Below are 25,722 nucleotides of genomic sequence, written 5' to 3' on the forward strand. Positions count from 1 at the left end.
TTTTTCCTAACTTTATAAAAAAGTTTAGTAATGAAAATCAAAGATTTAGATAAATACACCAATGCCGAAAAAATTCTTTTAGCTGAAGAACTTTGGGAAAGTGTTTCTAAAGAAAAATTAGAGTTATCTGATGCTGTGAAACAAGAATTAGATCGAAGGATTTCATTAATTGAAGAAGATAAAACCGATTTTTACACTTGGGAAGACGTTAAAAACACGTTGAAAAAAAACAGAAATGCATAAACTTGTATTTTCAAAAGAAGCGCTTCTCGATATTGAACAAATCGCTATTTGGTATGAAGAACAAAGAGAAGGTTTATCTTATGATTTTGAACTTTGTTTAGAAGAAAGCGTTAGCCAAATTTTTAGAAATCCCGAACTTTTTCAAATTAGATATAAAAACGTAAAAGTCAGATTTATTAAGCGGTTTCCATATGGAGTTCATTATTTGATAAATTTGGATAAAATCATAGTAATAGGAGTTTTTCATACTTCTCGTTCCCCAATTGATTGGTCAAAAAGATTGAAATAATAAACTTTCCAACAATAAATACTACTTTTGAAGATTCGGAGTTATAGTATTTATGCAAAAAATTGTTTTTTTAGCGGGATTTCTGTTGAGTTTTTTGGGCGGTTTTGCTCAAGAGACGTTACAATACTATCCAACTAAAAAAATTGCGTTTTCAAAAGATACGATTTCAATAGAAAAATTCAGCTTAAACAATTCTTTTTTTGAAATTAAAGACAAAAGCGGAACACTCATTGATACCAGTTTTTACAAAGTAAATTTCCAAAAAGGAACCTTAGTTTTTACAAAAGAAATCAACACTTCTGATTCGTTAGTAGTTCGCTATTCTAAATTTCCTGAATTTTTAACCAAAACGTATTCCATTTATGATGACGATAAAGTGGTTTCAAACGAAGCAGGTAAATTAGTCGTTTTCAAGAAGGACAAAAACACCAAATTCAAACCTTTCGACGGATTGAATACTTCAGGAAGTATTACACGTGGCGTAACCGTTGGGAACAATCAAAACACCGTGGTGAATTCCAATTTAGATTTACAAATCACTGGAAAGATTTCGGACAAAGTCAGTTTACGCGCTTCCATTCAAGACAGTAATATTCCGTTGCAAGAAGGCGGTTATTCGCAAAAATTAGACGAATTTGACCAAATTTTCATTGAATTATTTTCGGATACATGGAACATCCGAGCCGGTGATTTATTCTTGGAAAATAGAAAATCAGCCTTCCTTAATTTCAATAAAAAAGTACAAGGTTTAGCCACTCGATTTACTTTTGGAACACCCGATAAAAAAACTGAAGTGGTTGCTTCTGGAGCCTTGGTTCGTGGACAATATGCACGAAGTAGCTTTGTAGGTCAAGAGGGCAATCAAGGTCCATATAAATTGCGTGGTAACAACAACGAATTGTACGTTTTAGTCATTTCAGGTTCGGAACGGGTTTATGTGAATGGGATTTTGAAAACACGTGGAGAAAATAACGATTACATTATCGATTACAACGCTGGAGAAATCATTTTCACCTCTTTATTTCCAATTACTTCCGAAATGCGAATCAACATCGAATATCAGTATACCGATAGGAATTTCACCCGATTCATCACGTATGGAGGAATTTCGCACGAACGAGAAAACTGGCAAATTGGCGGTTATGTGTATTCGGAAAGTGATGTGAAAAATCAGCCGTTGCAACAAAATTTATCTTCGGAACAAATTGATATTTTACAAAACGCGGGTGATGATATTTCCCAAATGAATGGTCCTTCAGCCTACTTAGATTCCTATTCTGAAAATAAAATTTTGTACAAAAAAGTGATTATTGGTGCTGATGAAGTGTTTGAATATTCTAACAACCCCGATGACGATTTGTATAATGTACGATTTTCATTGGTAGGAAATAATCAAGGGAATTATGTTTTGGTCAACAATCAAGCTGTTGGGAAAATTTATGAATATGTAGCGCCAATTGCAGGAATTCTACAAGGAAATTATGAGCCCATTGTTCGTTTGATTGCGCCTACAAAAATTCAAATGGCAACCATTTTAGGAAAATACAATCCAAGCGAAAAAACACTTTTAGATTTTGAATTGGCGTTAAGTAACAGCGACCAAAATTTATATTCAAATTTAGACGACAATAACAACAAAGGTTTTGCCGGAAAATTCAATGGAAAGCAACGTCTTTTTAACGGTAAAACCAAAATTAATGCCTTTGCAAATTATCAATTAGTGCAAGAAAATTTCAAAACCATTGAACGTTTATATAACATCGAATTTAATCGTGATTGGAACATTACTTCGACTTTATTAGGCAATCAAAGTTTTTTGACTTCAGGATTGGATTTTAATTTCAATAACAAAGGAAAAGCGCTTTATCAGTTTGAAAACTTATCTTTTAGTAATGCTTTTACAGGAAATAAACACACCTTATCCGGAAGATATGCTACCAAAAATTGGATGGTTTGGAGTAATTCGAGCGTAATGAAAAGCGATTCCGAACTTTCAAATTCGTCATTTTCTCGAAGTGAAAATCGTACGTCGTATAAATTAGGTAAAAATTGGGTTGGTGCGACAGTAAATTTAGAAGACAATGCTGAACAACTGAAAGCGACTAATACCTTTTCGGCCTTGAGCCAACGTTTTTTAGAATATGGCGCTTTTGTAGGAAGAGGTGATTCGACTAAGGTTTATGTAGAATTGGGTTTTTTGCAACGTCAAAATGATAGTTTACAAAACAATCGAATTGAGCGTGTAAATCATTCAAACTCGTATTATTTAAAATCGCAATTGATTAAAACCGAAAAAAGCAATTTGAGTGTATTTTTGAATTATCGTGCATTGAAATATGAAGATTCCAATTTAAAAGACGAGCCATCGTTGAATTCACGAATTTTATATTCGGATCGATTTTTTGGACAATTGATTCAAACTACAACCGCTTATGAAACCAGTTCAGGAACAATTCCCCAGCAAGAATTCACCTATTTACAAGTAGAACCAGGACAAGGTGTTTATATGTGGAACGATTATAATAGCAATGGAATTCAGGAATTGCAAGAGTTTGAAATTGCTCCTTATCCAGATTTAGCAATTTATGTACGTGTATTTTTACCGAATCAGGTATTTGTAAGAACCCATCAAAATAAATTTTCCCAAGCGTTGAATTTCAATTTTAACCAATGGCAAAATGAAAGTGGTTTTAAGAAATTCGCATCGCACTTTTATAATCAGACTTCGTTTTTAATTGATCGAAAAATAAAGAGGAATGGTGCTAATTTTGATTTGAATCCGTTTTCAAAAGATAAAGATGAATTGATTGGATTGAATACAAATTTTAGAAATAGTTTGTTTTTTAATCGTGGCAAACAACATCATTCAACCACTTATTCATTCTTGCTAAACGAAAGTCAAAATTTACTTTCTGTGGGAAGTCTTTCGGCTAAAAATCAGTCGCATCAATTGCAATATCAACATTTGGTTCAAAAAAGTTGGTTATTTAATCTTTTGGGAAGCACTTCAACTAGTACATCTTTTTCAGAAAATTACCCAACTAGAAATTTTGAAATTAAAAGTTATCAAATTGAACCGAAAATTGGGTATTTGTTTTCCAAAAATGCAAGTTGGGATATTTTTTACGAATTTCAACAAAAAGAAAATCAAATTGGTGCATTTGAGACTTTAACACAAAACAGATTAGGGACTTCATTTACCTTCAATAGTGAAAAAGGATTTAGTATGAATGGCGAATTTTCGATGTATAATAATTCATATGCTGGAAATGTGTTATCGGCAGTGGGTTTTCAAATGTTAGAAGGCTTACAACCTGGCAAAAATCAAACTTGGCGCTTACTTTTACAGAAAAACTTAACCCAATATTTAGACGTAAATATCAACTATCAAGGCAGAAATAGTGAAACTAGTAAAACCATTCATACTGGAAATATACAATTGAGAGCGTTTTTTTAGTTAATATTTAGATTAATTCTACATTTCTACTTAATTTTACAAGCTTATATAATTCAAATACCCTATGTTTAAAAGAATTTTACTTTTATTGATTCTAATTTCTAATGTTTCTTATTCTCAATTAAGTAATAAGCATTGGCTCCCTCCGTTACACGCAAGAGATGCTAGTGTTGTTGCTCAACATTACCTATATTTATCGACACCTGAACTAATTCCATTCCAAGTAACAGTTACTGATGGGGCTGGAGTTCCTATTGCTGGCTCTCCATTTACAATTTCTCAAGGAAATCCTGAAGAAATATTTATAGGAAATAGCCAAAATTCAAAAATGTTTAGACCTCTAGCAGATGTTAATATCGTCAATTCAAACTTAGGATTAATTCTTGAAGGTAGTGGTGATTTTTATGCCAGTTTTAGAGTGCGTTCTGCAAACCATGCTGAAACTCTTGTTTCTAAGGGACGTTCTGGTGCTGGAACAAATTTTAGAGTTGGGAGTTTACCTCAAAATTTTGATGGTGGTACTAGAAATTTCGTAACAAGTTTCATGGCTACCGAAGATAATACCTCGGTTCTTGTTTCAGATTATGATGTTGACGTAGAATTTGTTTCGAACTCGGGTAATATTACTGCAAATTCACAAACTTTTACATTGAATGAAGGCGAAAGTGTAATTCTATCTGGTTATTGTAACATTCCTGCAAACCTTACTGGTTTTGTGGGTGCATTAATAACGTCTGACAAACCTATAGTTGTTAATACAGGAAATGCACTAGCTGGTATGGGAACACAAGGTGATGGACAAGATTTCAATTTAGACCAAATAGTTTCACTCGAAGAAGTTGGAACAGAATATATTTTAGTGAAAGGAAATGGTAGTGCAAATACAGAGTTACCTTTATTAATAGGAACAGAAGACAATACTACTATTTTTATAAACGGAAATCCTATTCCTGTAACAACTATTAATGCGGGAGATTATTTTTTAGTTCCAACTTCTTTTTATCAAGGAGTTAATAATAACAACGTCTATATTACAAGTGATAAACCTATTTATGTATATCAAATTATTGCTGGTGACGTTAGTGATGCAACCTCGGGATTAAACTTTATTCCACCTTTGAGCTGTTTTTTTCAAAAAAGTGTTGATTTAATTCCTAACATTAACTTTATAGGAGGAACACAGTTTAGTGCTGCAGTCATAGCAGTAACTTATTCCACAGCTACCGTTTCAATAAATGGTGTTACTACATCATCTTTACCTGAACAAGTACTAGGAACAACTGACTGGGTAACTTATAGAATTCCGAATGTAAATGGAAATGTGGTAATTGAATCTACAGGACCATTAGCTGTTGGTGTATTTGGATTTAGTGGATTTGCTGGTTATGGAGGTTATTATTCAGGTTTTGGAAGCGAACCAAGAGATACCGAAGTAACGGTTTGTTCAGGATATACAGTCAACTTACTGGACGAAATTGATGGTAATCCAGAAACGGGAGGAACATGGACTCCTGCTCTATCAAGTGGAACAGATATTTTTGACCCAGCGGTTGATGTAGCTGGAATATACAATTATAGCTATATTGGTACGTGTGCAATTATTGATGTAGATATTGATGTATCCATACAAACCGCACCTGATGCAGGAACTGATAATGCGATTGTAGTTTGTTCAAATGATAACCCGTTTGATTTATTCAATCTTCTTGGACCTTCGGCTCAACCCGGCGGAGTTTGGTCTCCTGCTTTAGCATCTGGCACTGGAATGTATAATCCATCTACTGATTTAACAGGAACTTATTCATATACTATACCCGCAAGTGGAGTTTGTAATGCAATCTCAGCAACAATTGATGTTACTAACAATACACAACCTTCAATTGTTCCAATTATTGACTACAGACTTTGTGATGATACTGTTTTAGGCACTGATACTGATGGTATTTCATTTTTCGATTTAACAACAAAAAATACTGAGGCTTTAGGAACTCAAACAGGTATTGATGTAACCTATCACGTATTACCAATCGAAGCTGAATTAGGTACAAATCCAATAACCACAATAAATAGTGGAAATACTACTATATATGTAAGGCTTAGAAATAGTACAACAGGTTGTTTTAATGTAACTTCATTTAATTTAGTTGTTTTACCAAAGCCAACCGCTAATGCAGTAGTGACACTTAAACAATGTGACACTGATAATGATGCAGTTACTGATTTTAATTTAACGGAAGCAAATAGCATAATTTCAAGCGAAGTTTCTAATACTTTTACTTATCATAATACGCTATTAGGTGCTCAAAACAATACAGATTTAGTTGGAAACGAAATGAGTTTTAATGCCCCTAATGGAAGCCAAGTTTGGGCAAGAATAGTTAATGCAGAGGGTTGCGAAAGAACTACTTTAGTTAACCTTGTTGTTTCTACAACGACAATTCCATCGAATTATGTGTTTGAAATTTATGAATGTGATGACTACATTAATGCAACAGATACAGATAGTGACGGGTTTGACTATTTCAATTTAGATAGCCCTACATCCAGCGAAAACGCTATTGCAAATTTATTGTCTTTTTTCTCCAGCAGTCAACCGTTGAATGTTACATTTTATGAAAACGAAAATGATGCTTTAGCTGAGATAAACGCCATCACTAATATTACAAATTATAGAAATATTACTCCCAATTCGCAAATAATTTGGGCTAGAATAGATAGTGAATTAAATAATGAATGCTTTGGTATTGGTCCATTTATAGAACTAATTGTGAACCCTCTACCTGAAGTCGATTTAGGACCAGATTTTGTTTTGTGTATAGATCCCATAACTGGTTTAGGTTCACAAATTGTTAATGCAACACCTAGCACTCCTGGAAACTATTCTTACCAATGGACACCAGCAAATCCGAATGGCAATTCACATTTATACACTATTACAACTGGTGGTACATTCTCTGTAATAGTCACTAATACCGATACAAATTGTGTAAATTCTGACACCATAACTACAACTTTTTCATCAGAACCTGAAACATTTGAAGCTAACATAATTACACCTGCATTTTCAAGTGGTTTAGCATCAATTGAAGCAATAGCAACTGGAGGTTTTGGAACCTACGAATACAGTTTAAATGCAATTGACTGGCAATCAAGCCCAATTTTTTCAGGACTAGAAAATGGTAGTTATATTATTTATGTTAGAGACATTCAAGGATGTGGAATTTTATTTTCTGAAGAATTACAGACCATTACTTATCCAAATTATTTTACTCCAAATGGAGATGGATACAATGATTTTTGGAGTATCCAATTGCCAAGTGAATATCAAGGTTTAATATCAATATTTGATAGATATGGGAAATTATTGAAACAAATAAATACCCAAGGTCAAGGATGGGACGGAACCTATAATGGCAATCAATTACCTTCAACCGATTATTGGTTTAAAGTGGAATACATTGAAAACAATAAAAAGAAAGAGTTTAAATCGCACTTTAGTTTAAAAAGATAATAATGGAATTAGGAAATCTTTCAACTATAATTGATGAAAATAAAATTGCTACAGTTAGCTTTTCTCACCCTGCAAGCAACTCATTCCCAAGTGATTTGTTACAGAAATTAACTTCTGAAATTAACCAGCTAAGTAGTTTAGATACTGTTTCGGTGGTTGTTTTAAAAAGTGAGGGAACAGGAGTCTTTTGTGCAGGAGCTTCTTTTGATGAATTACTTTCAATTTCAACTGAACAAGATGGAAATCTATTTTTTTCAGGATTTGCTAATGTAATTAATGCCATACGAAAATGCTCGAAACCAATCATTGGAAGAATCCATGGCAAAGCCGTTGGCGGTGGAGTTGGATTAGCTGCTGCGTGTGATTATACTTTTGCAACCAATAATAGCGCAATAAAATTATCCGAAATAGCCATTGGAATTGGACCTTTTGTAATTGAACCTGCCGTAAGTAGAAAAATCGGAAAAACCGCTTTTACGGAAATGACCCTTACTCCTACTTTATGGAAAACAGCTCAATGGGCAAAAGAAAAAGGATTGTACACCGAAGTTTTTGAAACAATAGAATCGTTAGACGAGCATTTAAAAAACTTCACCCATGAACTTTCAACCTACAATCCAGAAGCTTTAGTTGAAATGAAAAAAGTATTTTGGGAAGGAACTAATCATTGGGAAAACTTATTATATGAAAGAGCCTCGATTTCAGGACGATTGGTTTTATCAAATTTTACCAAACAAGCATTAGAAAAATTTAAGAAATGAAAAGTTTAATTATCGCTTTACAGCAAGTAAATATCGAAGAAAAAATTAAAAATGATCCAGATGGAACCTATCAAATTGGTGTTTTAATTGGTTCATTTGTTCCTGTTGCCGTTTTAGCTGGCTTAGCCTATTTTTTATATCATAGAGCTAAGAAAAACGAAAAAAAACTTGACCAATAATAAATATAAAATTATGTCAAAAATTAGAATTACTAAACAATTCAACTTTGAAACGGGTCATGCGCTATATGGCTATGATGGCAAATGTAAAAATGTACATGGCCATAGTTATAAACTTTCTGTAACAGTTATTGGCAGACCAATTACGGATACAACAAATGTTAAATATGGAATGGTAATCGACTTTGGTGATTTGAAAAAAATTGTAAAAGAACAAATTGTTGATGTTTTTGACCATGCAACTGTTTTCAATAAGAATACACCCCATATTGAATTAGCTAATGAACTTCAAAAAAGAGGTCACGATGTAATTTTAGTAGATTATCAACCAACAAGCGAAAACATGGTAATTGATTTTTCTAATAAAATTAAAAATTTATTGCCCGAAAACATTAAATTACATTCTTTAAAACTACAAGAAACAGAAACTTCGTTTGCCGAATGGTATGCGGAAGATAATTAAATAAAAAAAAGCGATTTCAATTGAAATCGCTTTTTTGTTTTATTCTTGTTCTTTCATTACAAAAGATTCCATGAATTTTGTTGTATAATTTCCAGCAACATAATCTGGTTCATCCATTAACTGTCTGTGAAAAGGTATTGTAGTTTTAATTCCTTCAATTACGAATTCATCTAACGCACGTTTCATTTTATTTATCGCCTCTTCTCTTGTTTGAGCAGTTGTAATCAACTTAGCAATCATTGAGTCATAATTTGGCGGAATTGTATATCCTGCGTAAACATGCGTATCTAAACGTACTCCGTGTCCTCCTGGTGCATGTAAAACCGTAATTTTACCTGGTGAAGGGCGGAAATCATTATACGGATCTTCAGCATTGATACGGCATTCTATTGAATGCAATTGTGGATAATAGTTTTTTCCAGAAATTGGAATTCCGGCAGCCACCATAATTTGTTCACGAATTAAATCATAATCAACAACTTGTTCTGTAATTGGGTGTTCTACTTGGATACGTGTATTCATTTCCATGAAGTAGAAATTTCTGTGTTTGTCAACCAAAAATTCAACCGTTCCAGCTCCTTCATATTTAATATATTCTGCTGCTTTAACCGCTGCAGTTCCCATTTTTTCACGCAATTCATCCGTCATGAAAGGAGAAGGTGTTTCTTCTGTTAATTTTTGATGACGACGTTGTACAGAACAATCTCTTTCTGAAAGGTGACATGCTTTTCCATAAGAATCTCCAACTACTTGGATTTCAATATGACGAGGTTCTTCGATTAATTTCTCTAAGTACATCCCATCATTACCAAATGCTGCTGCCGATTCTTGACGAGCACCTTCCCAAGCCTTAAGTAAATCTTCTTTTTTCCAAACGGCACGCATCCCTTTTCCACCACCACCAGCAGTTGCTTTTAACATTACTGGATAACCAAATTCATTTGCCAATTTTTCAGCTTCTTCATATGATTCTAAGATTCCTACTGAACCTGGAACACATGGAACACCAGCTTCAATCATTGTTGATTTTGCTGATGCTTTATCTCCCATACGGTCAATCATTTCAGGAGAAGCACCAATGAATTTGATGCCGTGTTCTTGACAAATTTTAGAAAATTTAGCGTTTTCGGATAAAAATCCGTAACCTGGATGGATAGCGTCTGCATTTGTAATTTCAGCAGCGGCTATAATATTAGACATTTTTAAATACGACAAATTACTTGGAGGAGGACCAATACAAACCGCCTCGTCAGCAAATTTTACGTGTAAACTATCTGCATCTGCCGTTGAATAAACCGCTACGGTCTTGATGCCCATTTCTCTACAAGTTCTAATTACACGTAGTGCAATTTCACCTCTATTGGCAATTAATATTTTTTTAAACATCTTTTTAGATTATATTGTTAGACAATTGGATTTTTAGACTTTTAGATTGCTTCGCCAACTAATCGACGTTCATTTGATGGATTATTAGAAATTTAAAAAATCTAATAATCTAATAATCTAGCAATCTAATAATATCTAATAATCTAAATTATGATGGATCTACTAAGAATAATGGTTGATCAAATTCAACTGGAGAAGAATCGTCAACTAAAACTTTTACAATTTTACCTGAAACTTCTGATTCAATTTCGTTGAATAATTTCATAGCTTCAATTACACACAATACATCTCCTTTTCCAATAGTTGTTCCTACTTCTACAAACATTGGTTTGTCTGGTGCAGGTTTTCTATAGAAAGTACCAATAATTGGTGATTTTACAGTAATATATTTAGCATTATCATCAGAAGCTGGTGCAGAAACTGTATCTGAAACAGCTGGAGAAACCGCTTGAGGAGCAATCATTTGAGGTGCAGCTTGCATTGGCATTTGTTGCACATAAGTTGTTGTACTTTCAGTACCCTCCGTGGTAGTTTTTATGGTGATTTTAAAATCGTCCATTTCTAATTTTACTTCTGTAGCTCCTGATTTTGCTACAAATTTGATTAGGTTTTGAATCTCTCTAATATCCATAATATTTGATTTAGTTTAGTTTATTTTTATTTCGTGTAAGCCCATTTTAAATAGATAGCACCCCATGTAAATCCACCACCAAAAGCAGCAAAAATGATATTATCTCCTTTTTTAAGTTGATTTTCAAAATCAGATAATAATAAGGGTAGGGTTGCTGATGTTGTATTACCGTATTTTTGAATATTAATTAACACTTTAGATTCGTCTAATTCCATTCTATTTGCAGTGGCGTCGATAATTCTTCTGTTTGCTTGATGTGCTACCAGCCAGTTTACATCGTCATGAGATAAATTGTTACGTTGCATGATTTTTTCACTCACATCAGCCATACCAGAAACTGCATATTTAAAAACCGTTTTTCCATCTTGAAAAACAAAATGTTGTTTGTTTTTAATTGTTTCTTCTGAAGGAGGTAAAATAGAACCTCCGGCTTCAATTTTTAAGAATTCTCTACCAATTCCGTCGCTTTTTAAGATTTCATCTTGTAATCCTAAGCCTTCGTAGTTTGGCTCGAATAAAACAGCTCCTGCGCCATCTCCAAAGATGATACAAGTAGCTCTATCAGTATAATCGATAATTGATGACATTTTATCAGCACCAATTAACAATACTTTTTTATATTTTCCTGATGCTATATAAGCTGATGCGGTAGACATTCCGTAAAGGAAACTTGAACAAGCCGCTTGCAAATCATAAGCAAAAGCATTTGTTGCGCCAATTTCTGTGGCTACATAAACACCTGTTGAAGCTACAGGCATGTCTGGAGTTGCAGTTGCCATAATCACTAAATCAATTTCTTTAGGATCTAAGTTGGCTTTCTCTAATAAGTTTTGAGCTGCTTTAATAGCAAGGTAAGATGTTCCTTTGCCTTCTTCTTTTAATAATCTTCTTTCTTTAATTCCTGTACGAGTGGTAATCCATTCGTCATTGGTATCTACCAATGTTTCCAAAACTTGATTTGATAAAACGTAGTCTGGAACATACGAACCAATAGCGGTAATTGCTGCTGTTATTTTAGTCATAAAGGTTATTTTTTCTTCTCGAATTTTTTGATTCGAAAAGTGGTGGAAATTACAAAAAAAAATTCAAAACCATCCTATTCGTTACTATAAATATGTAACAAACTGGTAGTTAACAAAAAAACCCTCACAATGTGAGAGTTTTCTCTATTTTTTTAATGCAATTAAGCTACAGCTTCTGCCTTATCAATTACAACTTGACCTCTGTAGTACATTTTACCCTCGTGCCAATAAGCTCTGTGGTATAAGTGTGCTTCGCCAGTTATAGGACAAGTAGCAATTTGTGCAACTGTCGCTTTGTAATGTGTTCTTCTTTTATCTCTTCTTGTCGACGACTGTCTTCTCTTAGGATGTGCCATTTTTCTACTTTATTTATCCGTTAATAGTTTTTTTAAATTTTCCCATCTAGGGTCTATGTCATCTTTTTGCTCTTCTGTTTTTCCTTCTTTTGGAGCAAGTGATTCTAATTTTTCAATTACTTCTTTTAGTGAACCGTCCTTTATTCCTGGATGCACTCTTCTCAATGGAACTGACAATACAATCGTTTCATATACATATTGTGCAACACTAAACTGAAATTCTCCATGGGGCAATATCAGTAATTCTTCATTTTCATCGTTAAATACATCACCAAACTTGACCAAAAGCTTAAATTTTCCTTTAATTGGCAAATCAAACTCTTCTCCCGAAACATCACAAGGTACATTTACAGTTCCTTTGTGCTTAAAATCGAGCTCAAGCATAGTGCTTTTCTTCTCTAAAACAATGTCAACTTTAATTGATGCATCGTTAAATTCATCATAATCAAAGTGCTTAAAGAACGTATTATCTAATTGATAATCAAACTGATGCTTCCCCAACTTCAATCCCGCAAATGGAACCAAAAATTCTTTTAAATCATTCATAACAACAGTTTTACCTTTTTAAAAGGTGTGCAAAGATATAAAATATTTATAAATTCAAACCAGTTGTAAACATTTTTTTGTTTATAACTGCTTTTCTTTTGTTTTTAAAGGATTTTTAATTAGTTCTTGATAGTCATTTCTTTTATTATAAATATCAATTGCTAAATAAACCGCCTCTTTAAATGACTCGTGATTCGCTATTCCTTTTCCTGCAATTTCATATGCCGTTCCATGATCAGGAGAAGTTCTAACTTTATTTAATCCTGCCGTATAGTTTACTCCGTTACCAAACGACAACGTTTTAAATGGAATTAAACCTTGGTCATGATATGTTGCAATTACTGCATCGTATTTTTCATATTGTGCCGAACCAAAAAATCCATCCGCTGGAAAAGGTCCGAAAACCATATTTCCCGCTTCAAATAATTTTTTTAATGTAGGCTTAATAATTTTTTCTTCTTCTTGACCAATTACACCATTATCTCCAGAATGTGGATTTAATCCTAAAACGGCAACTTTTGGTTTTTCAATTTCAAAATCTTGTTTTAGAGTTTCAATAATGGTTTTTATTTTGTTTAAAATCAATTTTTCGGTCAAATGTTTTGCCACTTCGTTTACGGGAACATGATCTGTAAGCAAACCAACACGTAAATCATCATGAACCATTAACATTAAAGCATCACCTTCTAATTCTTTATCTAAATAATCGGTGTGACCCGGAAATTTAAATTCTTCAGATTGAATATTATATTTATTTATAGGAGCAGTTACTAAAACATCCACAAAACCTTCTTTTAAAGCTTTAGTTGCCGCAACAAATGATTTTATAGCATAACCTCCTACAACATCGTCATTTTTACCGAATTCTAAATTTACACCTTCGCGCCAAACATTTAACACATTGACTTTACCTACAACAAGTTGCTCAATTTTATCTATACCATGAATAGCGACATCTAATTTCAATTCTTTTTTTAAAAAAGACACAATTTTTACATTGGCAAAAATTACTGGCGTACATAATTCTAACATTCGAGTATCTTCAAATGTTTTTAAAACGACCTCGCTTCCAATACCATTTAAATCTCCAATCGAAATTCCTACAATTATATTTTCTGCTTTTTTAACCATAACAAATGTGATTTATTGCTTACTTTTGATGTGCAAATTTAGTAAAATTAAATCAGTTATGTTTACCGGAATTATAGAAACGCTCGGAATTATAAAAGAAATCGAAAAAGAACAGGAAAACCTGCACTTAACGGTAGAATCTGAAATTACACACGAATTAAAAATAGACCAAAGTGTTGCACATAATGGTATTTGTTTAACCGTTGTGAAAATTGACAATAAAAATTACACTGTAACCGCCATCAAAGAAACAATTGACAAAACTTCAATTGGAACATGGAAGGTTGGAGATGTTATAAATTTAGAACGCGCAATGAAACTTGGCGACAGACTAGACGGACACATTGTTCAAGGACATGTAGATCAGACCGGAACTTGTACAAATATCAAAGAAGCAAATGGAAGTTGGGTTTTTACATTTGAATACGACGCCTCTTTAAACAACATAACAATTGAAAAAGGTTCTATTACTGTAAACGGAACAAGTCTAACTGTAGTAAATTCTGGATTAAATACTTTTAGTGTTGCAATAATTCCCTATACCTACGAACATACTAATTTTAATACTTTTAAAATTAACACAAAAGTAAACTTAGAATTTGATGTAATTGGCAAATATGTAAGTCGTTTGAACGAATTGAGAAAATAAAACACAAAAAAGGCTCTTAAAAAGAGCCTTTTTTTATAAATATATATTTTTTTGACAAATAACTACCCATCACTAATGCTATGAAAAACAACACAACTATACCGCTATCAATAGGCAGACCAACTGGAGGTGGTGGTGTTGGAGGTGGTGGATTAGTACCAGCCGCTGTTGTTAACTGCACGCAAAAAAGCAACATTAACAAAGTTAAAATTTTATTCATATCATAGATTTATAGGGGGTAAAAATATTAATTAAATTGATTTTGCAATCAGAATAAAAAATATTTAATAATAAGTTAATATTTACAATTGTTTAACGAATTAATTAATACGAAAATATAAATATTTTTGAACTTAACAACTTATTTTAACAAAAAAACTTAAAAAAAACTTAAATTTTAAATTTTATAGCATTTTTCTGTCAAATTTTCAAACTAAAGTGGTCCCACCTGGGCTCGAACCAGGGACCACCTGATTATGAGTCAGGTGCTCTAACCAACTGAGCTATAGGACCAGTTTGAGGATGCAATATTACTACTATTTTTTAATGCACGCAAATCTTTTTTCAAAAGATTATTTTATTTCTTGACATAGCTCTATCAAAACACCATTTGTTCCTTTAGGATGTAGAAAAGCAACAAGCTTATTATCAGCGCCTTTTTTTGGAACTTCATTCAAAACGACAAAGCCTTCTTCCGTTAACCTTTTAATTTCTTCTTCTATATCATATACGTCAAAAGCTATGTGATGGATTCCTTCTCCTTTTTTTTCGATAAACTTTGCAATTGGACTATCAGGATTTGTTGCTTCTAATAATTCTATTTTGTTAGGTCCATTCATGAAAAACGAGGTTTTTACTCCTTCACTAACTACTTCTTCCTCTTTATAAGGCGGTAGTCCAAATAACTTTTCGAAAAGTATATTTGATGCTTCTAAACTTTTTACAGCGATACCAATATGTTCAATTTTTCTCATGCTCTACTAAATGTGATATTACAAGACAAAATTAACAATTTTAAAAGACAACAACACTTTACCAGAAGAAAATACATTTACTTTTAGCTTAAAAAAAAATCGTATTTTTGCCAAATGGAAACAAATAGACAAAAAAAAATAGGAGCACTACTACAAAATGATTTAGTATCAATTTTACAAGGTGAAATCCGTAAAAATAACATAAACAATTTAGTGATTTCGGTTTCTAAAGTGAATGTAACTTCCGATTTATCAATTGCAAAAGTACATTTAAGTGTTTTTCCTACTGAAAAGGCAGGAGAAATTTTAGCTGCTGTAAAAAGTAATGCTCCATTAATTAAACATGACTTAGCACAACGTGTAAAAAATCAATTACGCAAGGTTCCTAACTTGATTTTTTACATTGATGACAGTTTAGACTACATCGAAAAAATTGACAAAGCATTAACTGGAGAGGAAAACCCAATTGAAAATCCAGATTTATTAGAAAAAAGAAAGAAATCGTAATTTGAAAATTTCATTCTATATCGCCAAGCGTTATGCTATAAGTTTTAGCAAAAACAAAGCCATAAATATAATTACTGGCATTGCTTCTGTTGGAATCATAGCAAGTACTATGGCACTATTTATTTTTTTATCTGTTTTTAGTGGTTTAAAAGAATTTACTTTAAACTTTGCAAATGCAACCGATCCTGACTTAAGAATAGAAACTTCTGCGGGAAAATTTTTTACTATTTCATCTAAACAAGAACAACAATTAAAAGCAAATAAAAACATTGTAACCTTTAGTAAAATAGCCGAAGAACGTGTGTATTTTTTATTCAAAGAAAAAGAAATTGTAGCGCACATAAAGGGTGTTGACAACAATTACATTAAAGTAAATGACTTTAAAAATCACATGTATGCGGGCGAATGGATTGAATCTAATTCTGAAGACGTTGTTGTTGGTGCAGAAATTAGTAGAAAATTAGCGTTAGGATTGTTTGATTTCAATAATCCATTAGAAGTTTATGCTCCGAAACCAGGCAAGGGCAATATTGAAAATCCTGAAGAAGCATTTAACAAATCATTTCTCTTTCCTTCTGGAATATATTCAATTAACGAAGAATTGGACGGAAAATACGTTTTTTGTGATGTTGTGTTAGCGCAAAACTTATTAGGATTGAAACCTAATCAATTTACAAATATTGAAATCAAAACGAAACGAAACAGCAATGAAGATGAAATTAGAAGTGAACTAGCAACTATTTTTGGTAAAAACATCAAGATTAAAAACAGAGCACAATTAAATGATTCGCTCTACAAAATGCTACAATCTGAAAATTTATTTATTTATCTTTTTAGCACACTAGTAGTCATCTTAACATTGTTTTGCTTGGCAGGAGCAATTGTTATGATAATTATTGATAAAAAAGAAAATTTAAAAACATTATACAATTTAGGAGTAACAAAAAAATCTATTAGAACTATTTTTTTTACTCAAGGAATTATCATTACATTTTTTGGACTAATGATTGGATTAATCTTAGCGATTGGAATTGTGCTATTACAACAACAATTTTCGCTAATAATGATTACACCTACAATGCCTTATCCTGTTGTATTTGATTGGCGTAATATTTTTACAGTTCTAACAACAATATCTGTTTTGGGAATTATATCCTCTTGGATAGCCTCTGGAACAGCTAACAAAGGTATTTAAACATAAAAAAAGGCAACTTTTCAGTTGCCTTTTTTATTATATACTATTAATTATTATTTCTTAACAATCAAGAATTCACTTCTTCTGTTTTGAGCGTGTTCTTCTTCAGTACAATTTTCACAAACAACTTTTGGTTCGCTTTCACCAAAACCTTGTCCAGAAATTCTATCCTTAGCAACACCTTTAGAAACAAGATATTGTACAGTAGCTTTTGCTCTTCTATCAGATAAATTCAAATTGTATTTATCACTACCTCTACTATCTGTATGCGATTTTGCAAAAATAACCATAGTAGGGTGTTCAACCATAACTTGAACTAACTTATCAAGTTCGGCAGCACCTTGCTGTGTAATATTACTTTTATTAAACTCGAAGAAAATTGGTTGTAAAATAACTTCTTTTTCTGTAATTATTGGTAAAATTGGTTGCATTAAAATCTCAACTACAACTTCACCTCCATCTGTTTTTGCTACTGATCCAACGGCACTTTCATAACCTTGTTTAGAAACTTGGAAATTATAAGGCATATTACAGTTTACTCCAAAAGAAGATTTACCATTAGCCATTGTTGTTTGATTAGCAACAACTTTTTCTTTTTGGTCAACTAAAACAACATTTGCACTTTCAATTACATAGCCAGTTTTAGCATCTTTTACAAGTGCAATTGCTTGAACACCACAAACTGGGTCAGCAATATAAATGTCATCATTTCCTCCTCTATTACTCGAAAAGAAACCAATCTTTTTAGCAGTATTATATGTAAATGCAAAATCATCTTTTTCAGTATTTACAGGAGCTCCAACATTTACAGCATCAGTACCTTTACTTAGATCCATTTTAAAAACATCTAAACCACCGAAACCTTGTTTTCCATTTGAAGAAAAGAACAATACATTATCATCTGTAATAAAAGGAAAACTTTCGTTTGCTTCGGTATTAACTTTAGCACCTAAATTTTCAGGAGTTCCATATTCGTCACCATTAACAGAAACTTTCCAAATATCATCTCCACCAAAACCACCTGGCATGTTTGAAGAAAAATATAAAGTTTTTCCATCTTTACTGATGCTAGGATTTCTTACATCATATGCTGGATTGTTAAAAGGTAATGGTTTACTGTTTGACCATGAACCACCAGTATTAGTTGCTTTATAAAGATAAATTTTACCGAATTTTGATTTTTTCTCTTTGTCTTTAGTAAACTCTTGTTCATTAAAGCTTTCACTACCATAAAAAATAGCACTACCGTCTGAACTAACAGAAGCTGGACCATCATGCCATCTCGTATTCAAATTATCAACAGCAGTAGCTTCACTAATCGTTTTATTTTCGTTATAAGTTGCCTTATATAAATCTAAGTATGGTTCTTCATTCCAATTACTATTTCTTTTTGAAGTATTTCTAGAACTAGTAAAATAAATGTTATTATCGTTTGTTAAAACAGCACCAAAATCAGTATTATCACTACTAATATCAGATTTAACAACGTCATATAATTTTGACTGATTTTTAAGCGTTGATAAATATTGCGGATTAGAATTGAATGCTTTTGCTCTTTGATCGTTTGGAGCAAGAGCTGCAAATTGTTTCATCTGTTTATCGGCTTCAGTATAATTACCCTCAGCTTTTAACATTTGAGCATATTTGTAATACGTTTCTGCATCCTGCTTTTCTTCAATTGCTTTTGCAAACCATTTTACAGCTTCTTTGGTATTAAAAACGTTATAATAACTATCAGCAAGTTGCTTATAGACATAACTATCTGCTTTACCTTTTTCTGTTAATTTTAAATATTCATTAGCAGCATCAACATATTCATATCTATCGAATAATTTATCAGCTGCCTTGGTGTCTTTGTTTTGTGCACTAAGTAAACCACTTGCGATTACAAAACTCAATGTTAAATATATTTTTTTCATGTCGTTATCGCTTTTAGGTTAGAAAAATCTTGGAGAACTTGATACTTTTTTCGGGAAGTTCAAATCAAACAACAAAATAATCTCGTGAGAAGAAGGTGTTGTTACATTTAAATCAGATACGATATGATCATATGCATAACCAATTTTTACATTAGGAGAAACTGCGTAGTTAACCATAGCACCAAAACTATCATCTAATCGATAAGTAATACCTGCTTCAAATTTTTGATTAAATAAGAAGTTAGTAGATAAATCTAATGACGCAGGAGCCTCAAATGCAGATTTTAACATAAAGAATGGTTTGAATTTAATGTTTTCTGAAACATCAAACACATAACCTCCTGTTAAAAAATAATGAGCTGTTTCTGGTCCAAATTCATATTGATCTCCACCACTATTTACTGTTAAATGGGTTCTTTTAAGAAAGTTAGGCACCGAAAATCCTACATAATATTTATCAGAATAGAAAAATACCCCAGACCCAATATTAAAATAAGTATTATCTACATTTGACCCAAATGCTGGATCAATTATAAAATTATCTTGTAAAGAAGGATCTACATCGCTCAACAATCCAATTTTTTGCATTGTTAATCCTGCTTTAATACCAAAAGCAAGTTTATGATTTTCCCCTACTTTTAAAGTATACGAAAAATCTCCATAAACATTGTTCTCTTCTACAGGACCAAGCTTATCAGAAACCACTGACAGACCTAAACCAACATTTTTCCCAACAGGTGTATGACCAAAAAAGGTCGCTGTAGTTGGAGCATCTTCAATTTCAATCCATTGCTTTCTATATAACAATCCCATCGAAAGATTTTCCTTTGAACCTGCGTAAGCAGGATTCATCACACTCATATTATACATATATTGCGTGTAATGTGGGTCTTGCTGAGCAAATGTTTCAACAGTAAAACCTAATGCAACTAATGCAACTAATAATAGTTTTTTCATTATTAATATTTTGAAGTTAAGCAGCCTTCACTTTAAAGTGAAAGCTGCATATAATTATTATTCACCTCTATTGATATATACCCAACCTGTTTCACTAGGTCTGTCATTAAATTCAATCATAAAGTAGTATGTACCTGTTGGCAATTCGTTACCATTATCAGCTTTACCACCCCATTCGTCAGTATAACTAGTTTTTGAGTAAACTTTAAGTCCATATCTGTTAAAAACTTCAACTTTTTTGATATCAAAAGCAGATAAGTTCCAAGTATCATTATTACCATCACCATTAGGAGAAAATCCTTTAGGTATTGTACAAGCATTTAATGTAACTAAGAATTGTCCTTGATCATAACAAATATCGTTAGGAACAAAAGTATAAGTAGTTGCACCAGCGACAGTATTGTTGATAACCGCCGGAGTCCAAGTTCCTTGTAATTCATAACCTTCAACAGACATTGTTGGGAAATCAATTTGAGAACCTATACAGCCTTCAACACTGCTAAAAGTAACTACGATTTTTGCATCAATAATAACTGACAAAGTACCAGCAGATGCACATTGACCTGATGTAGGAATAAAATCATAAGTATAGTTACCTGCTACCGAGGTATCAATTGTTGAAACTGGCAAACCTCCCAATTCCCAAGTACCTGTAAATCCTTCAACTGAAGAAGTAGGCAATACATTATTTACATCTCCTTCACAAAGTGTAATAGCGTTAAATGTACTAGTTGTTGATGGCGTGATTGTTACATTGAAGGTAAAACTTCCTGCATTTAAACAATTAGCTGCATCTAAAGCAACACTGTAAGTTACTGCATAAGTATTAGGAGTACTTCCCATTACATCAATTTCTCCAGTTACTGGATCAATTGTTAATCCAGCGGTAGAGCTATACGTTCCACCACTTGTAAAGCCACTTGCAGAAGTATCTGGCAATAAATTAGCATTATCATTACATACTGGTGTTGAATAACTTATCGTTGTTACAGGATTATTAAATATTGGCGCTACTATTGTAAAACTATATGGTTGAGAATCACAGTTTGTTATAGTATCATGAACAACTAATGTATAATTTCCTGGCATAACACCTGAAAAAGTTGTCGTAGGCTGAGTAGTTGAAGTAGTTCCATCACTTAAGATATACTCATAACTTGCTACAAATAAAGTATAAATACCAACATTTGAATAATCTCCTTGAGTAGAAGTTGGACTACCCCAGTCTGTTGCTACCCAATCAGCAGGATCCCAGTTGATTGAAGGAAGTGTGGTTCCAATAGCAACTCTTTGATAGTTATAACCAACTCCATTAGAAGGTGTAAATGGTGTACCATCTGAAGTTCCCCATACATCAATTTCCACATCTGTATTGGTTGTTAAAGCTATTTTATCATTATTATTAACTGCACCACAAGTTGTAAAAGTTAAATCTGGAGTAACTCCTCCTTCATTAGCACTGTTACTAAGTTTAATAACTACAACATCATCATTAGCTAAAATACCTGATAAATTTAAATTACATCCTGCAGCAGGGTTCGTATTTCCATTGGTATATACTTTTAATCTATATCCACTTAAATCAATACTAGCTCCCGTTCCATTATATATCTCTACATATGTTAAAGACCCTGGCTGAGCATCTGTAACTTCCGAGATAAATAAATTTCCTGGATAGTTCAACTGAGAAATTAAAGGAGATGTCACCTCTACAACACCAGTTTGAACAGCACAAGTAGGTTGTGTTAAATTTGCCGTTGGCACTGGCACTGTAACCACAGCAACGTTAGAAATTTGTCCTGATATAGTATTAGCACATGCCGTAGTTCCATCAGTAACGTCTAATAATATAATTTCAACATTAACAGTTGAAGGAATATTTAATGTAGCATTTCCAGTTCCATCTAATAATACAGATTGTGCTAAACCACCATTTATAGTATAAGTCACAGTTGCATTAGGTGTTCCAGTCACTGTAAACACAGCATCACTTCCAATACAAGCAAATGGACTTGGCGCCGATAAAGTGGCAGTAGGAAGTGGATTCACAATTACCGTTGATGTATTTGTAACTACAATATTACAAACCGAATTGTGGATATTTAATAATGCTAAATCAACATTTCCAACTGCAGGTAAAGTAACTGTTACTGTTGCAAAACCAGTAGCATCAATAGAAGCTGTTTGGATAGCGCCTCCATTAATTGTATAATCAACATCAAAGTTTGGTGTACCTTCAATTGTGAATGTAGCATTATTTCCAAAACATATTGGAGAGTTGTTTGTAACTTGTGTAATCGATGGAGAAAAATTCGTAATTACAATTGGTGTTGCTTCAAAAATTGAACAACCGTTAATCACAAAATTAAAGTTATCGTAAGTACCTGCATTCAATCCATTGATAATGATATTTCCAGTCAAGTTAGCTTGGAAATTAGCTGGCCCAACTGCTACAGTATCATCATTATATGTTACACTGTAAATATCTCCTGGATTAAATCCTGAAACTGTAATAAATGCATTTGAACTTCCACATTCTTCATTTTGAGAAGTAAATGTAATTGCACTTTGAATTGAAAAATTAGCAATAAAATTATTTCCAGCATTATTTACTAAAATTGTATCATCACATTGCGAAGGACTATCATTATCTCCTAAGATATCGAAATAAACCTCAACAATATAATCACCAGGTGCATTCTGAGTCAAATCGATTGCTTGTGCAATGTTACGCCATTTTTGATCACCTAAATCACAAGGTCCACCCGTAGGGAAAGTTGCTCCAACACAATCATCATAGAAAGGTAAAGCTAAAGTATTAAATGCTCCTGGAGTAGCTGACGCCAAATAAACTCTATAAAACATATTAGCCCCACAAACATTTGATGTAGCCGTTTTAAAAGATTTCAATTCAGCACCTTTCAAAATAAGATTACCTGAATTTTGAACATACGTTCCAAAATCATTATTAGTATATACATTCGTTGCAGGAGCAATTAAATCTGCACCAGAACCAGTAATATTAAAAAATTCACCTGGATCTGTCGTTTCACAATTATCAATATAGACAGCTGTTGCAAAAGCATTAAATGTACAAGATGTAATAATTTCAATGTCCATTGTAAAAATTGGAGAACATTGGAATGCCGGTAGATCTGGTGTAAAGGTATATGTAAAAATTCCTCCTACAGATGCATCAATTTCAGTAACTGGATTTCCACCTACTGACCATACTCCTGTTACCCCATTACTATCTGTATTTGAAAGTGGAATATTTGGAGATCCAACACAAATTTGACCAGGATTACTAAATGTTGGTTGTAAAACATCTAAAACTGTAATTTCAATTGAGTTTTGTGTAGAACAAATTGGATTTGTATCTGTTGACTCTGTAACAATTGTATAAGTTCCTGGAGTTGTAGCTACAAAGTTTACTGTTGTTCCAGTAGTAGCACTCAAACCAGTACCTGTCCAGTTATAAACGCCATTACCACCTGAAGCAGTTAATGCAATAGTTTCTCCTAAACATATAGTTGGATTAACTGGAGCTATTTGTACATCGGTAATAGTTGAACCTCCTGTAGTAACGGTAACTGCATAATCACAAACCGCCCCTGCAAAACCATCAATCATTAAGTAATAATTTTGACCCGGAACAAGTCCTGTAAATGTCAAAGCATTTAAGCCTGGCGCCATATTGAAGTAACATCCTAAATCAGTAACCGCTCCTGAACCACAAGCTGTAGTTGTAAAAATCATAAATTGAATTCCACTACCATTTGTACAGTTACCCACATCTACGTTCATAGAAATTGAAGTTGATGCCGCTTGGAACGTTAAAAACGAGTTGTTTTCAATAGAACCACAAAAAGCTGTATCAAGTGCTCCCCAAGAAGCATCTGTATAGGTACCAGAAGTGTTACCACAGTAACCATCTAAATCACAAACAGGCGGTGCAGTTGTACATATATCACTCGCAGGTGTAGAGCTACCACAGCCTGGGAACAATGTTGTAAATGATCTTGGCCCAGCCCAAAAACTTACCCCATCAGTAGCTCCACAATTAGCCAATACATAATATTCTAAAGGTGTATTTGGTGGTAAATTAGTAGCCGTAAAAGGATTTGTAGGCGCGTTTATAATTGTTGAACCTGCGGTAGGATATCCTGTTCCTGCTGGCTGTATTACAATTTGCCATCCTCCAACTGGTGGAGTTGTATTATTGTCAGTCCACGATAATGTGGCACTATCTGGAGTAACATTTGTTACTGTTAAACCTGTAGGTTGAACACAAGGTGGTGGCGGTGCACATGTTACATTTGATGTCCAACCAGCTCTAACCCCTGAAGAATCACTTCTAAAAACAAAAGTTAAAGCACCCGTTGGGTGTGTTGAAGTAAATGGACCAGGAATGGTAGTTCCCCAGTATCCTCCAGCTAATCCGCCAGGTACATTTCCTGCACCATTAGCACTTGCAATTAAAGGAGAAGCCGTTGAAGGCCCATCATAAACATATAATGCATCCCAATTGGCTTCTGTATTAAATGACGTAAAAAACACAGTAACTACATCACCTGCGGTAACAGGTGTTATTGTAGTAGTAATATTTTCATTATTTGCATAATTTCCTGCTACTCCTCCTGAATCAACGAAATTACCTCCACAAACGGGCGGCAAAGCAGTAGTTTGAAAATTAGTACATGTAGCTGTCCATGGACTTGGATTATCAACATCACATAATGATCTTACATAATAACAATAACTTGTTAGCGGAGATAAACCCGTTAAAACATATGGATTTGTAGTAACAGAAATTGTTGTTCCTGTTCCTTGAACAAAACCAACAGGTCCATATTCAATTTCCCATGGCCCGGTTGGGTTAGGACTTGTCCATGACAAAGTTGCAGAAGTAGACAAAGCCACAGCAGTAGGCGCTGTATTAATTTGACAAGCTGGATCTACCTTCACATCATCAACTAACCATCTATCCCCGTTATCATTTTCCATTACAAATGCAATGTGAATATTCTGACCGGCATAGGCACTTAAATTAACAAATTTTTGCTCATAAACATTGTAAGTAGTAACTAAATCAGCCTCTGTCCATGTTTGAACAGTTACGAAATCTGTACTAATATTCTGAGAAGCAGTTGAAACCCTAATAGTATAAATACTACCGAAATTTCCATTTTGCGTTTTTCTAGTGTAAAAGCGAAGTTGTCCATTTGCAGGAACAAGAACCTGCGGTGCAACTAGCCAATCTAATGCAGTTGTTCCATCAGTTACATTTTCTCTATTCAAAAATGCTGCTTTTGCCCCAGAATGAACCAACGAGGCATTTGTCGTCTCATTCCATTGTTGAGCTAATCCAATTCCATTGTCAAATCTAATCCATCCAGTTGGCGGAAACGTAGGCCCTTCAAATCCTTCAGGGAACTGACCGTAACTTAAAACGGAAAAAATCGACATGAAAAAAAGTAATAGTTTTTTCATTATGTTAATATTTTGTTATGGTTTGATTAATTTCCCAAAGTTAACAATTAAAA

Annotated in this window: 21 protein-coding genes and 1 tRNA gene; 11 read left to right on the forward strand and 11 right to left on the reverse strand. The window is 33.2% G+C overall.

Annotated features, from left to right (window positions below; all coding sequences use genetic code 11):
* Positions 1 to 30: 30 nt before the first annotated feature.
* From OLM52_RS09590 to OLM52_RS09620, 7 genes are all read left to right on the forward strand, one after another.
* Complete coding sequence (locus OLM52_RS09590; RefSeq protein ID WP_264548297.1) at positions 31 to 243, forward strand: addiction module protein; 213 nt, start codon at positions 31 to 33, stop codon at positions 241 to 243.
* Positions 236 to 532: a type II toxin-antitoxin system RelE/ParE family toxin gene (locus tag OLM52_RS09595; RefSeq protein WP_264548298.1), complete on the forward strand. Its 297-nt coding sequence runs from the start codon at positions 236 to 238 to the stop codon at positions 530 to 532. Before OLM52_RS09590 ends, OLM52_RS09595 begins: the two co-directional genes overlap by 8 nt.
* Before the next feature lie 52 nt (positions 533 to 584).
* On the forward strand, positions 585 to 3,989 hold the full coding sequence (locus OLM52_RS09600; RefSeq protein WP_264548299.1) for a hypothetical protein: 3,405 nt from the start codon (positions 585 to 587) through the stop codon (positions 3,987 to 3,989).
* 64 nt (positions 3,990 to 4,053) lie between these two features.
* Positions 4,054 to 7,500 carry a T9SS type B sorting domain-containing protein gene (locus tag OLM52_RS09605; protein WP_264548300.1) on the forward strand — a complete coding sequence of 1,149 codons (3,447 nt, stop codon included), beginning with the start codon at positions 4,054 to 4,056 and terminating at the stop codon, positions 7,498 to 7,500.
* A gap of 2 nt (positions 7,501 to 7,502) precedes the next feature.
* Positions 7,503 to 8,261 (forward strand): enoyl-CoA hydratase/isomerase family protein, encoded by a 759-nt coding sequence (locus tag OLM52_RS09610; protein WP_264548301.1) that lies wholly within the window; start codon positions 7,503 to 7,505, stop codon positions 8,259 to 8,261.
* Positions 8,258 to 8,440 (forward strand): type IV conjugative transfer system protein TraL, encoded by a 183-nt coding sequence (locus OLM52_RS09615; RefSeq protein ID WP_264548302.1) that lies wholly within the window; start codon positions 8,258 to 8,260, stop codon positions 8,438 to 8,440. Before OLM52_RS09610 ends, OLM52_RS09615 begins: the two co-directional genes overlap by 4 nt.
* A 13-nt stretch (positions 8,441 to 8,453) precedes the next feature.
* Entirely contained in the window at positions 8,454 to 8,903 is a 450-nt protein-coding gene (locus OLM52_RS09620; RefSeq protein WP_264548303.1) for a 6-pyruvoyl trahydropterin synthase family protein, read from the forward strand.
* Between the two features lie 39 nt (positions 8,904 to 8,942).
* Here OLM52_RS09620 and accC read toward each other — a convergent pair whose 3' ends face one another.
* The 6 genes from accC to pdxA all read right to left on the reverse strand — a co-directional run bounded on the left by accC (position 8,943) and on the right by pdxA (position 13,975).
* Entirely contained in the window at positions 8,943 to 10,289 is a 1,347-nt protein-coding gene (gene accC / locus OLM52_RS09625) for an acetyl-CoA carboxylase biotin carboxylase subunit (RefSeq protein ID WP_264548304.1), read from the reverse strand.
* Positions 10,290 to 10,437: 148 nt separating this feature from the next.
* Positions 10,438 to 10,920: an acetyl-CoA carboxylase biotin carboxyl carrier protein gene (gene accB / locus OLM52_RS09630; RefSeq protein WP_264548305.1), complete on the reverse strand. Its 483-nt coding sequence runs from the start codon at positions 10,918 to 10,920 to the stop codon at positions 10,438 to 10,440.
* Between the two features lie 26 nt (positions 10,921 to 10,946).
* Entirely contained in the window at positions 10,947 to 11,942 is a 996-nt protein-coding gene (locus tag OLM52_RS09635) for a beta-ketoacyl-ACP synthase III (protein ID WP_264548306.1), read from the reverse strand.
* Positions 11,943 to 12,103: 161 nt separating this feature from the next.
* Positions 12,104 to 12,298: a 50S ribosomal protein L32 gene (gene rpmF, locus OLM52_RS09640; protein WP_166236963.1), complete on the reverse strand. Its 195-nt coding sequence runs from the start codon at positions 12,296 to 12,298 to the stop codon at positions 12,104 to 12,106.
* Positions 12,299 to 12,307: 9 nt separating this feature from the next.
* Complete coding sequence (locus tag OLM52_RS09645; protein WP_264548307.1) at positions 12,308 to 12,844, reverse strand: YceD family protein; 537 nt, start codon at positions 12,842 to 12,844, stop codon at positions 12,308 to 12,310.
* A gap of 81 nt (positions 12,845 to 12,925) precedes the next feature.
* On the reverse strand, positions 12,926 to 13,975 hold the full coding sequence (gene pdxA, locus OLM52_RS09650; RefSeq protein ID WP_264548308.1) for a 4-hydroxythreonine-4-phosphate dehydrogenase PdxA: 1,050 nt from the start codon (positions 13,973 to 13,975) through the stop codon (positions 12,926 to 12,928).
* Between the two features lie 58 nt (positions 13,976 to 14,033).
* On the opposite strand from pdxA, the gene OLM52_RS09655 reads away from it, so the two are divergent.
* Both OLM52_RS09655 and OLM52_RS09660 read left to right on the forward strand, forming a co-directional pair.
* Positions 14,034 to 14,624: a riboflavin synthase gene (locus OLM52_RS09655; protein ID WP_264548309.1), complete on the forward strand. Its 591-nt coding sequence runs from the start codon at positions 14,034 to 14,036 to the stop codon at positions 14,622 to 14,624.
* Positions 14,625 to 14,704: 80 nt separating this feature from the next.
* Positions 14,705 to 14,851 (forward strand): hypothetical protein, encoded by a 147-nt coding sequence (locus OLM52_RS09660; RefSeq protein WP_264548310.1) that lies wholly within the window; start codon positions 14,705 to 14,707, stop codon positions 14,849 to 14,851.
* A gap of 212 nt (positions 14,852 to 15,063) precedes the next feature.
* Here OLM52_RS09660 and OLM52_RS09665 read toward each other — a convergent pair.
* Positions 15,064 to 15,137, reverse strand: a tRNA-Ile gene (locus OLM52_RS09665).
* 59 nt (positions 15,138 to 15,196) lie between these two features.
* Complete coding sequence (mce, locus tag OLM52_RS09670) at positions 15,197 to 15,598, reverse strand: methylmalonyl-CoA epimerase (RefSeq protein ID WP_264548311.1); 402 nt, start codon at positions 15,596 to 15,598, stop codon at positions 15,197 to 15,199.
* Positions 15,599 to 15,712: 114 nt separating this feature from the next.
* Between mce and rbfA the strand changes: the two genes are divergently transcribed.
* Together rbfA and OLM52_RS09680 are read left to right on the forward strand one after the other, a co-directional pair.
* Complete coding sequence (rbfA, locus tag OLM52_RS09675) at positions 15,713 to 16,105, forward strand: 30S ribosome-binding factor RbfA (protein WP_262319100.1); 393 nt, start codon at positions 15,713 to 15,715, stop codon at positions 16,103 to 16,105.
* A 1-nt stretch (position 16,106) separates the two neighbouring features.
* A complete protein-coding gene (locus OLM52_RS09680) occupies positions 16,107 to 17,300 on the forward strand; it encodes an ABC transporter permease (protein ID WP_264548312.1) in 1,194 nt (397 codons plus the stop codon).
* A gap of 53 nt (positions 17,301 to 17,353) precedes the next feature.
* On the opposite strand, the gene OLM52_RS09685 is transcribed toward OLM52_RS09680, so the two are convergent.
* From OLM52_RS09685 to OLM52_RS09695, 3 genes are read right to left on the reverse strand one after another with little or no spacing between them, the layout of a single operon-like run.
* The gene (locus tag OLM52_RS09685; protein ID WP_264548313.1) at positions 17,354 to 19,219 is read right to left on the reverse strand and encodes an OmpA family protein; all 1,866 of its coding nucleotides are present in this window, start codon (positions 19,217 to 19,219) and stop codon (positions 17,354 to 17,356) included.
* Positions 19,220 to 19,237: 18 nt separating this feature from the next.
* Positions 19,238 to 20,176, reverse strand: coding sequence for a type IX secretion system membrane protein PorP/SprF (locus tag OLM52_RS09690; RefSeq protein ID WP_264548314.1), 939 nt, complete (start codon positions 20,174 to 20,176; stop codon positions 19,238 to 19,240).
* Between the two features lie 57 nt (positions 20,177 to 20,233).
* Entirely contained in the window at positions 20,234 to 25,669 is a 5,436-nt protein-coding gene (locus OLM52_RS09695) for a gliding motility-associated C-terminal domain-containing protein (RefSeq protein ID WP_264548315.1), read from the reverse strand.
* Positions 25,670 to 25,722: the final 53 nt, after the last annotated feature.

Origin of the sequence: Flavobacterium sp. N2820 (genome assembly GCF_025947285.1) — a bacterium.
GTDB lineage: Bacteria > Bacteroidota > Bacteroidia > Flavobacteriales > Flavobacteriaceae > Flavobacterium.

What these genes read in the sequence shown, in the direction of transcription:
- OLM52_RS09590 (WP_264548297.1), top strand. Translation starts at nt 31, where the DNA reads ATGAAAATCAAAGATTTAGATAAATACACCAATGCCGAAAAAATTCTT.
- OLM52_RS09595 (WP_264548298.1), top strand. Translation starts at nt 236, where the DNA reads ATGCATAAACTTGTATTTTCAAAAGAAGCGCTTCTCGATATTGAACAA.
- OLM52_RS09600 (WP_264548299.1), top strand. Translation starts at nt 585, where the DNA reads ATGCAAAAAATTGTTTTTTTAGCGGGATTTCTGTTGAGTTTTTTGGGC.
- OLM52_RS09605 (WP_264548300.1), top strand. Translation starts at nt 4,054, where the DNA reads ATGTTTAAAAGAATTTTACTTTTATTGATTCTAATTTCTAATGTTTCT.
- OLM52_RS09610 (WP_264548301.1), top strand. Translation starts at nt 7,503, where the DNA reads ATGGAATTAGGAAATCTTTCAACTATAATTGATGAAAATAAAATTGCT.
- OLM52_RS09615 (WP_264548302.1), top strand. Translation starts at nt 8,258, where the DNA reads ATGAAAAGTTTAATTATCGCTTTACAGCAAGTAAATATCGAAGAAAAA.
- OLM52_RS09620 (WP_264548303.1), top strand. Translation starts at nt 8,454, where the DNA reads ATGTCAAAAATTAGAATTACTAAACAATTCAACTTTGAAACGGGTCAT.
- accC (WP_264548304.1), bottom strand. Translation starts at nt 10,289, where the DNA reads ATGTTTAAAAAAATATTAATTGCCAATAGAGGTGAAATTGCACTACGT.
- accB (WP_264548305.1), bottom strand. Translation starts at nt 10,920, where the DNA reads ATGGATATTAGAGAGATTCAAAACCTAATCAAATTTGTAGCAAAATCA.
- OLM52_RS09635 (WP_264548306.1), bottom strand. Translation starts at nt 11,942, where the DNA reads ATGACTAAAATAACAGCAGCAATTACCGCTATTGGTTCGTATGTTCCA.
- rpmF (WP_166236963.1), bottom strand. Translation starts at nt 12,298, where the DNA reads ATGGCACATCCTAAGAGAAGACAGTCGTCGACAAGAAGAGATAAAAGA.
- OLM52_RS09645 (WP_264548307.1), bottom strand. Translation starts at nt 12,844, where the DNA reads ATGAATGATTTAAAAGAATTTTTGGTTCCATTTGCGGGATTGAAGTTG.
- pdxA (WP_264548308.1), bottom strand. Translation starts at nt 13,975, where the DNA reads ATGGTTAAAAAAGCAGAAAATATAATTGTAGGAATTTCGATTGGAGAT.
- OLM52_RS09655 (WP_264548309.1), top strand. Translation starts at nt 14,034, where the DNA reads ATGTTTACCGGAATTATAGAAACGCTCGGAATTATAAAAGAAATCGAA.
- OLM52_RS09660 (WP_264548310.1), top strand. Translation starts at nt 14,705, where the DNA reads ATGAAAAACAACACAACTATACCGCTATCAATAGGCAGACCAACTGGA.
- mce (WP_264548311.1), bottom strand. Translation starts at nt 15,598, where the DNA reads ATGAGAAAAATTGAACATATTGGTATCGCTGTAAAAAGTTTAGAAGCA.
- rbfA (WP_262319100.1), top strand. Translation starts at nt 15,713, where the DNA reads ATGGAAACAAATAGACAAAAAAAAATAGGAGCACTACTACAAAATGAT.
- OLM52_RS09685 (WP_264548313.1), bottom strand. Translation starts at nt 19,219, where the DNA reads ATGAAAAAAATATATTTAACATTGAGTTTTGTAATCGCAAGTGGTTTA.
- OLM52_RS09690 (WP_264548314.1), bottom strand. Translation starts at nt 20,176, where the DNA reads ATGAAAAAACTATTATTAGTTGCATTAGTTGCATTAGGTTTTACTGTT.
- OLM52_RS09695 (WP_264548315.1), bottom strand. Translation starts at nt 25,669, where the DNA reads ATGAAAAAACTATTACTTTTTTTCATGTCGATTTTTTCCGTTTTAAGT.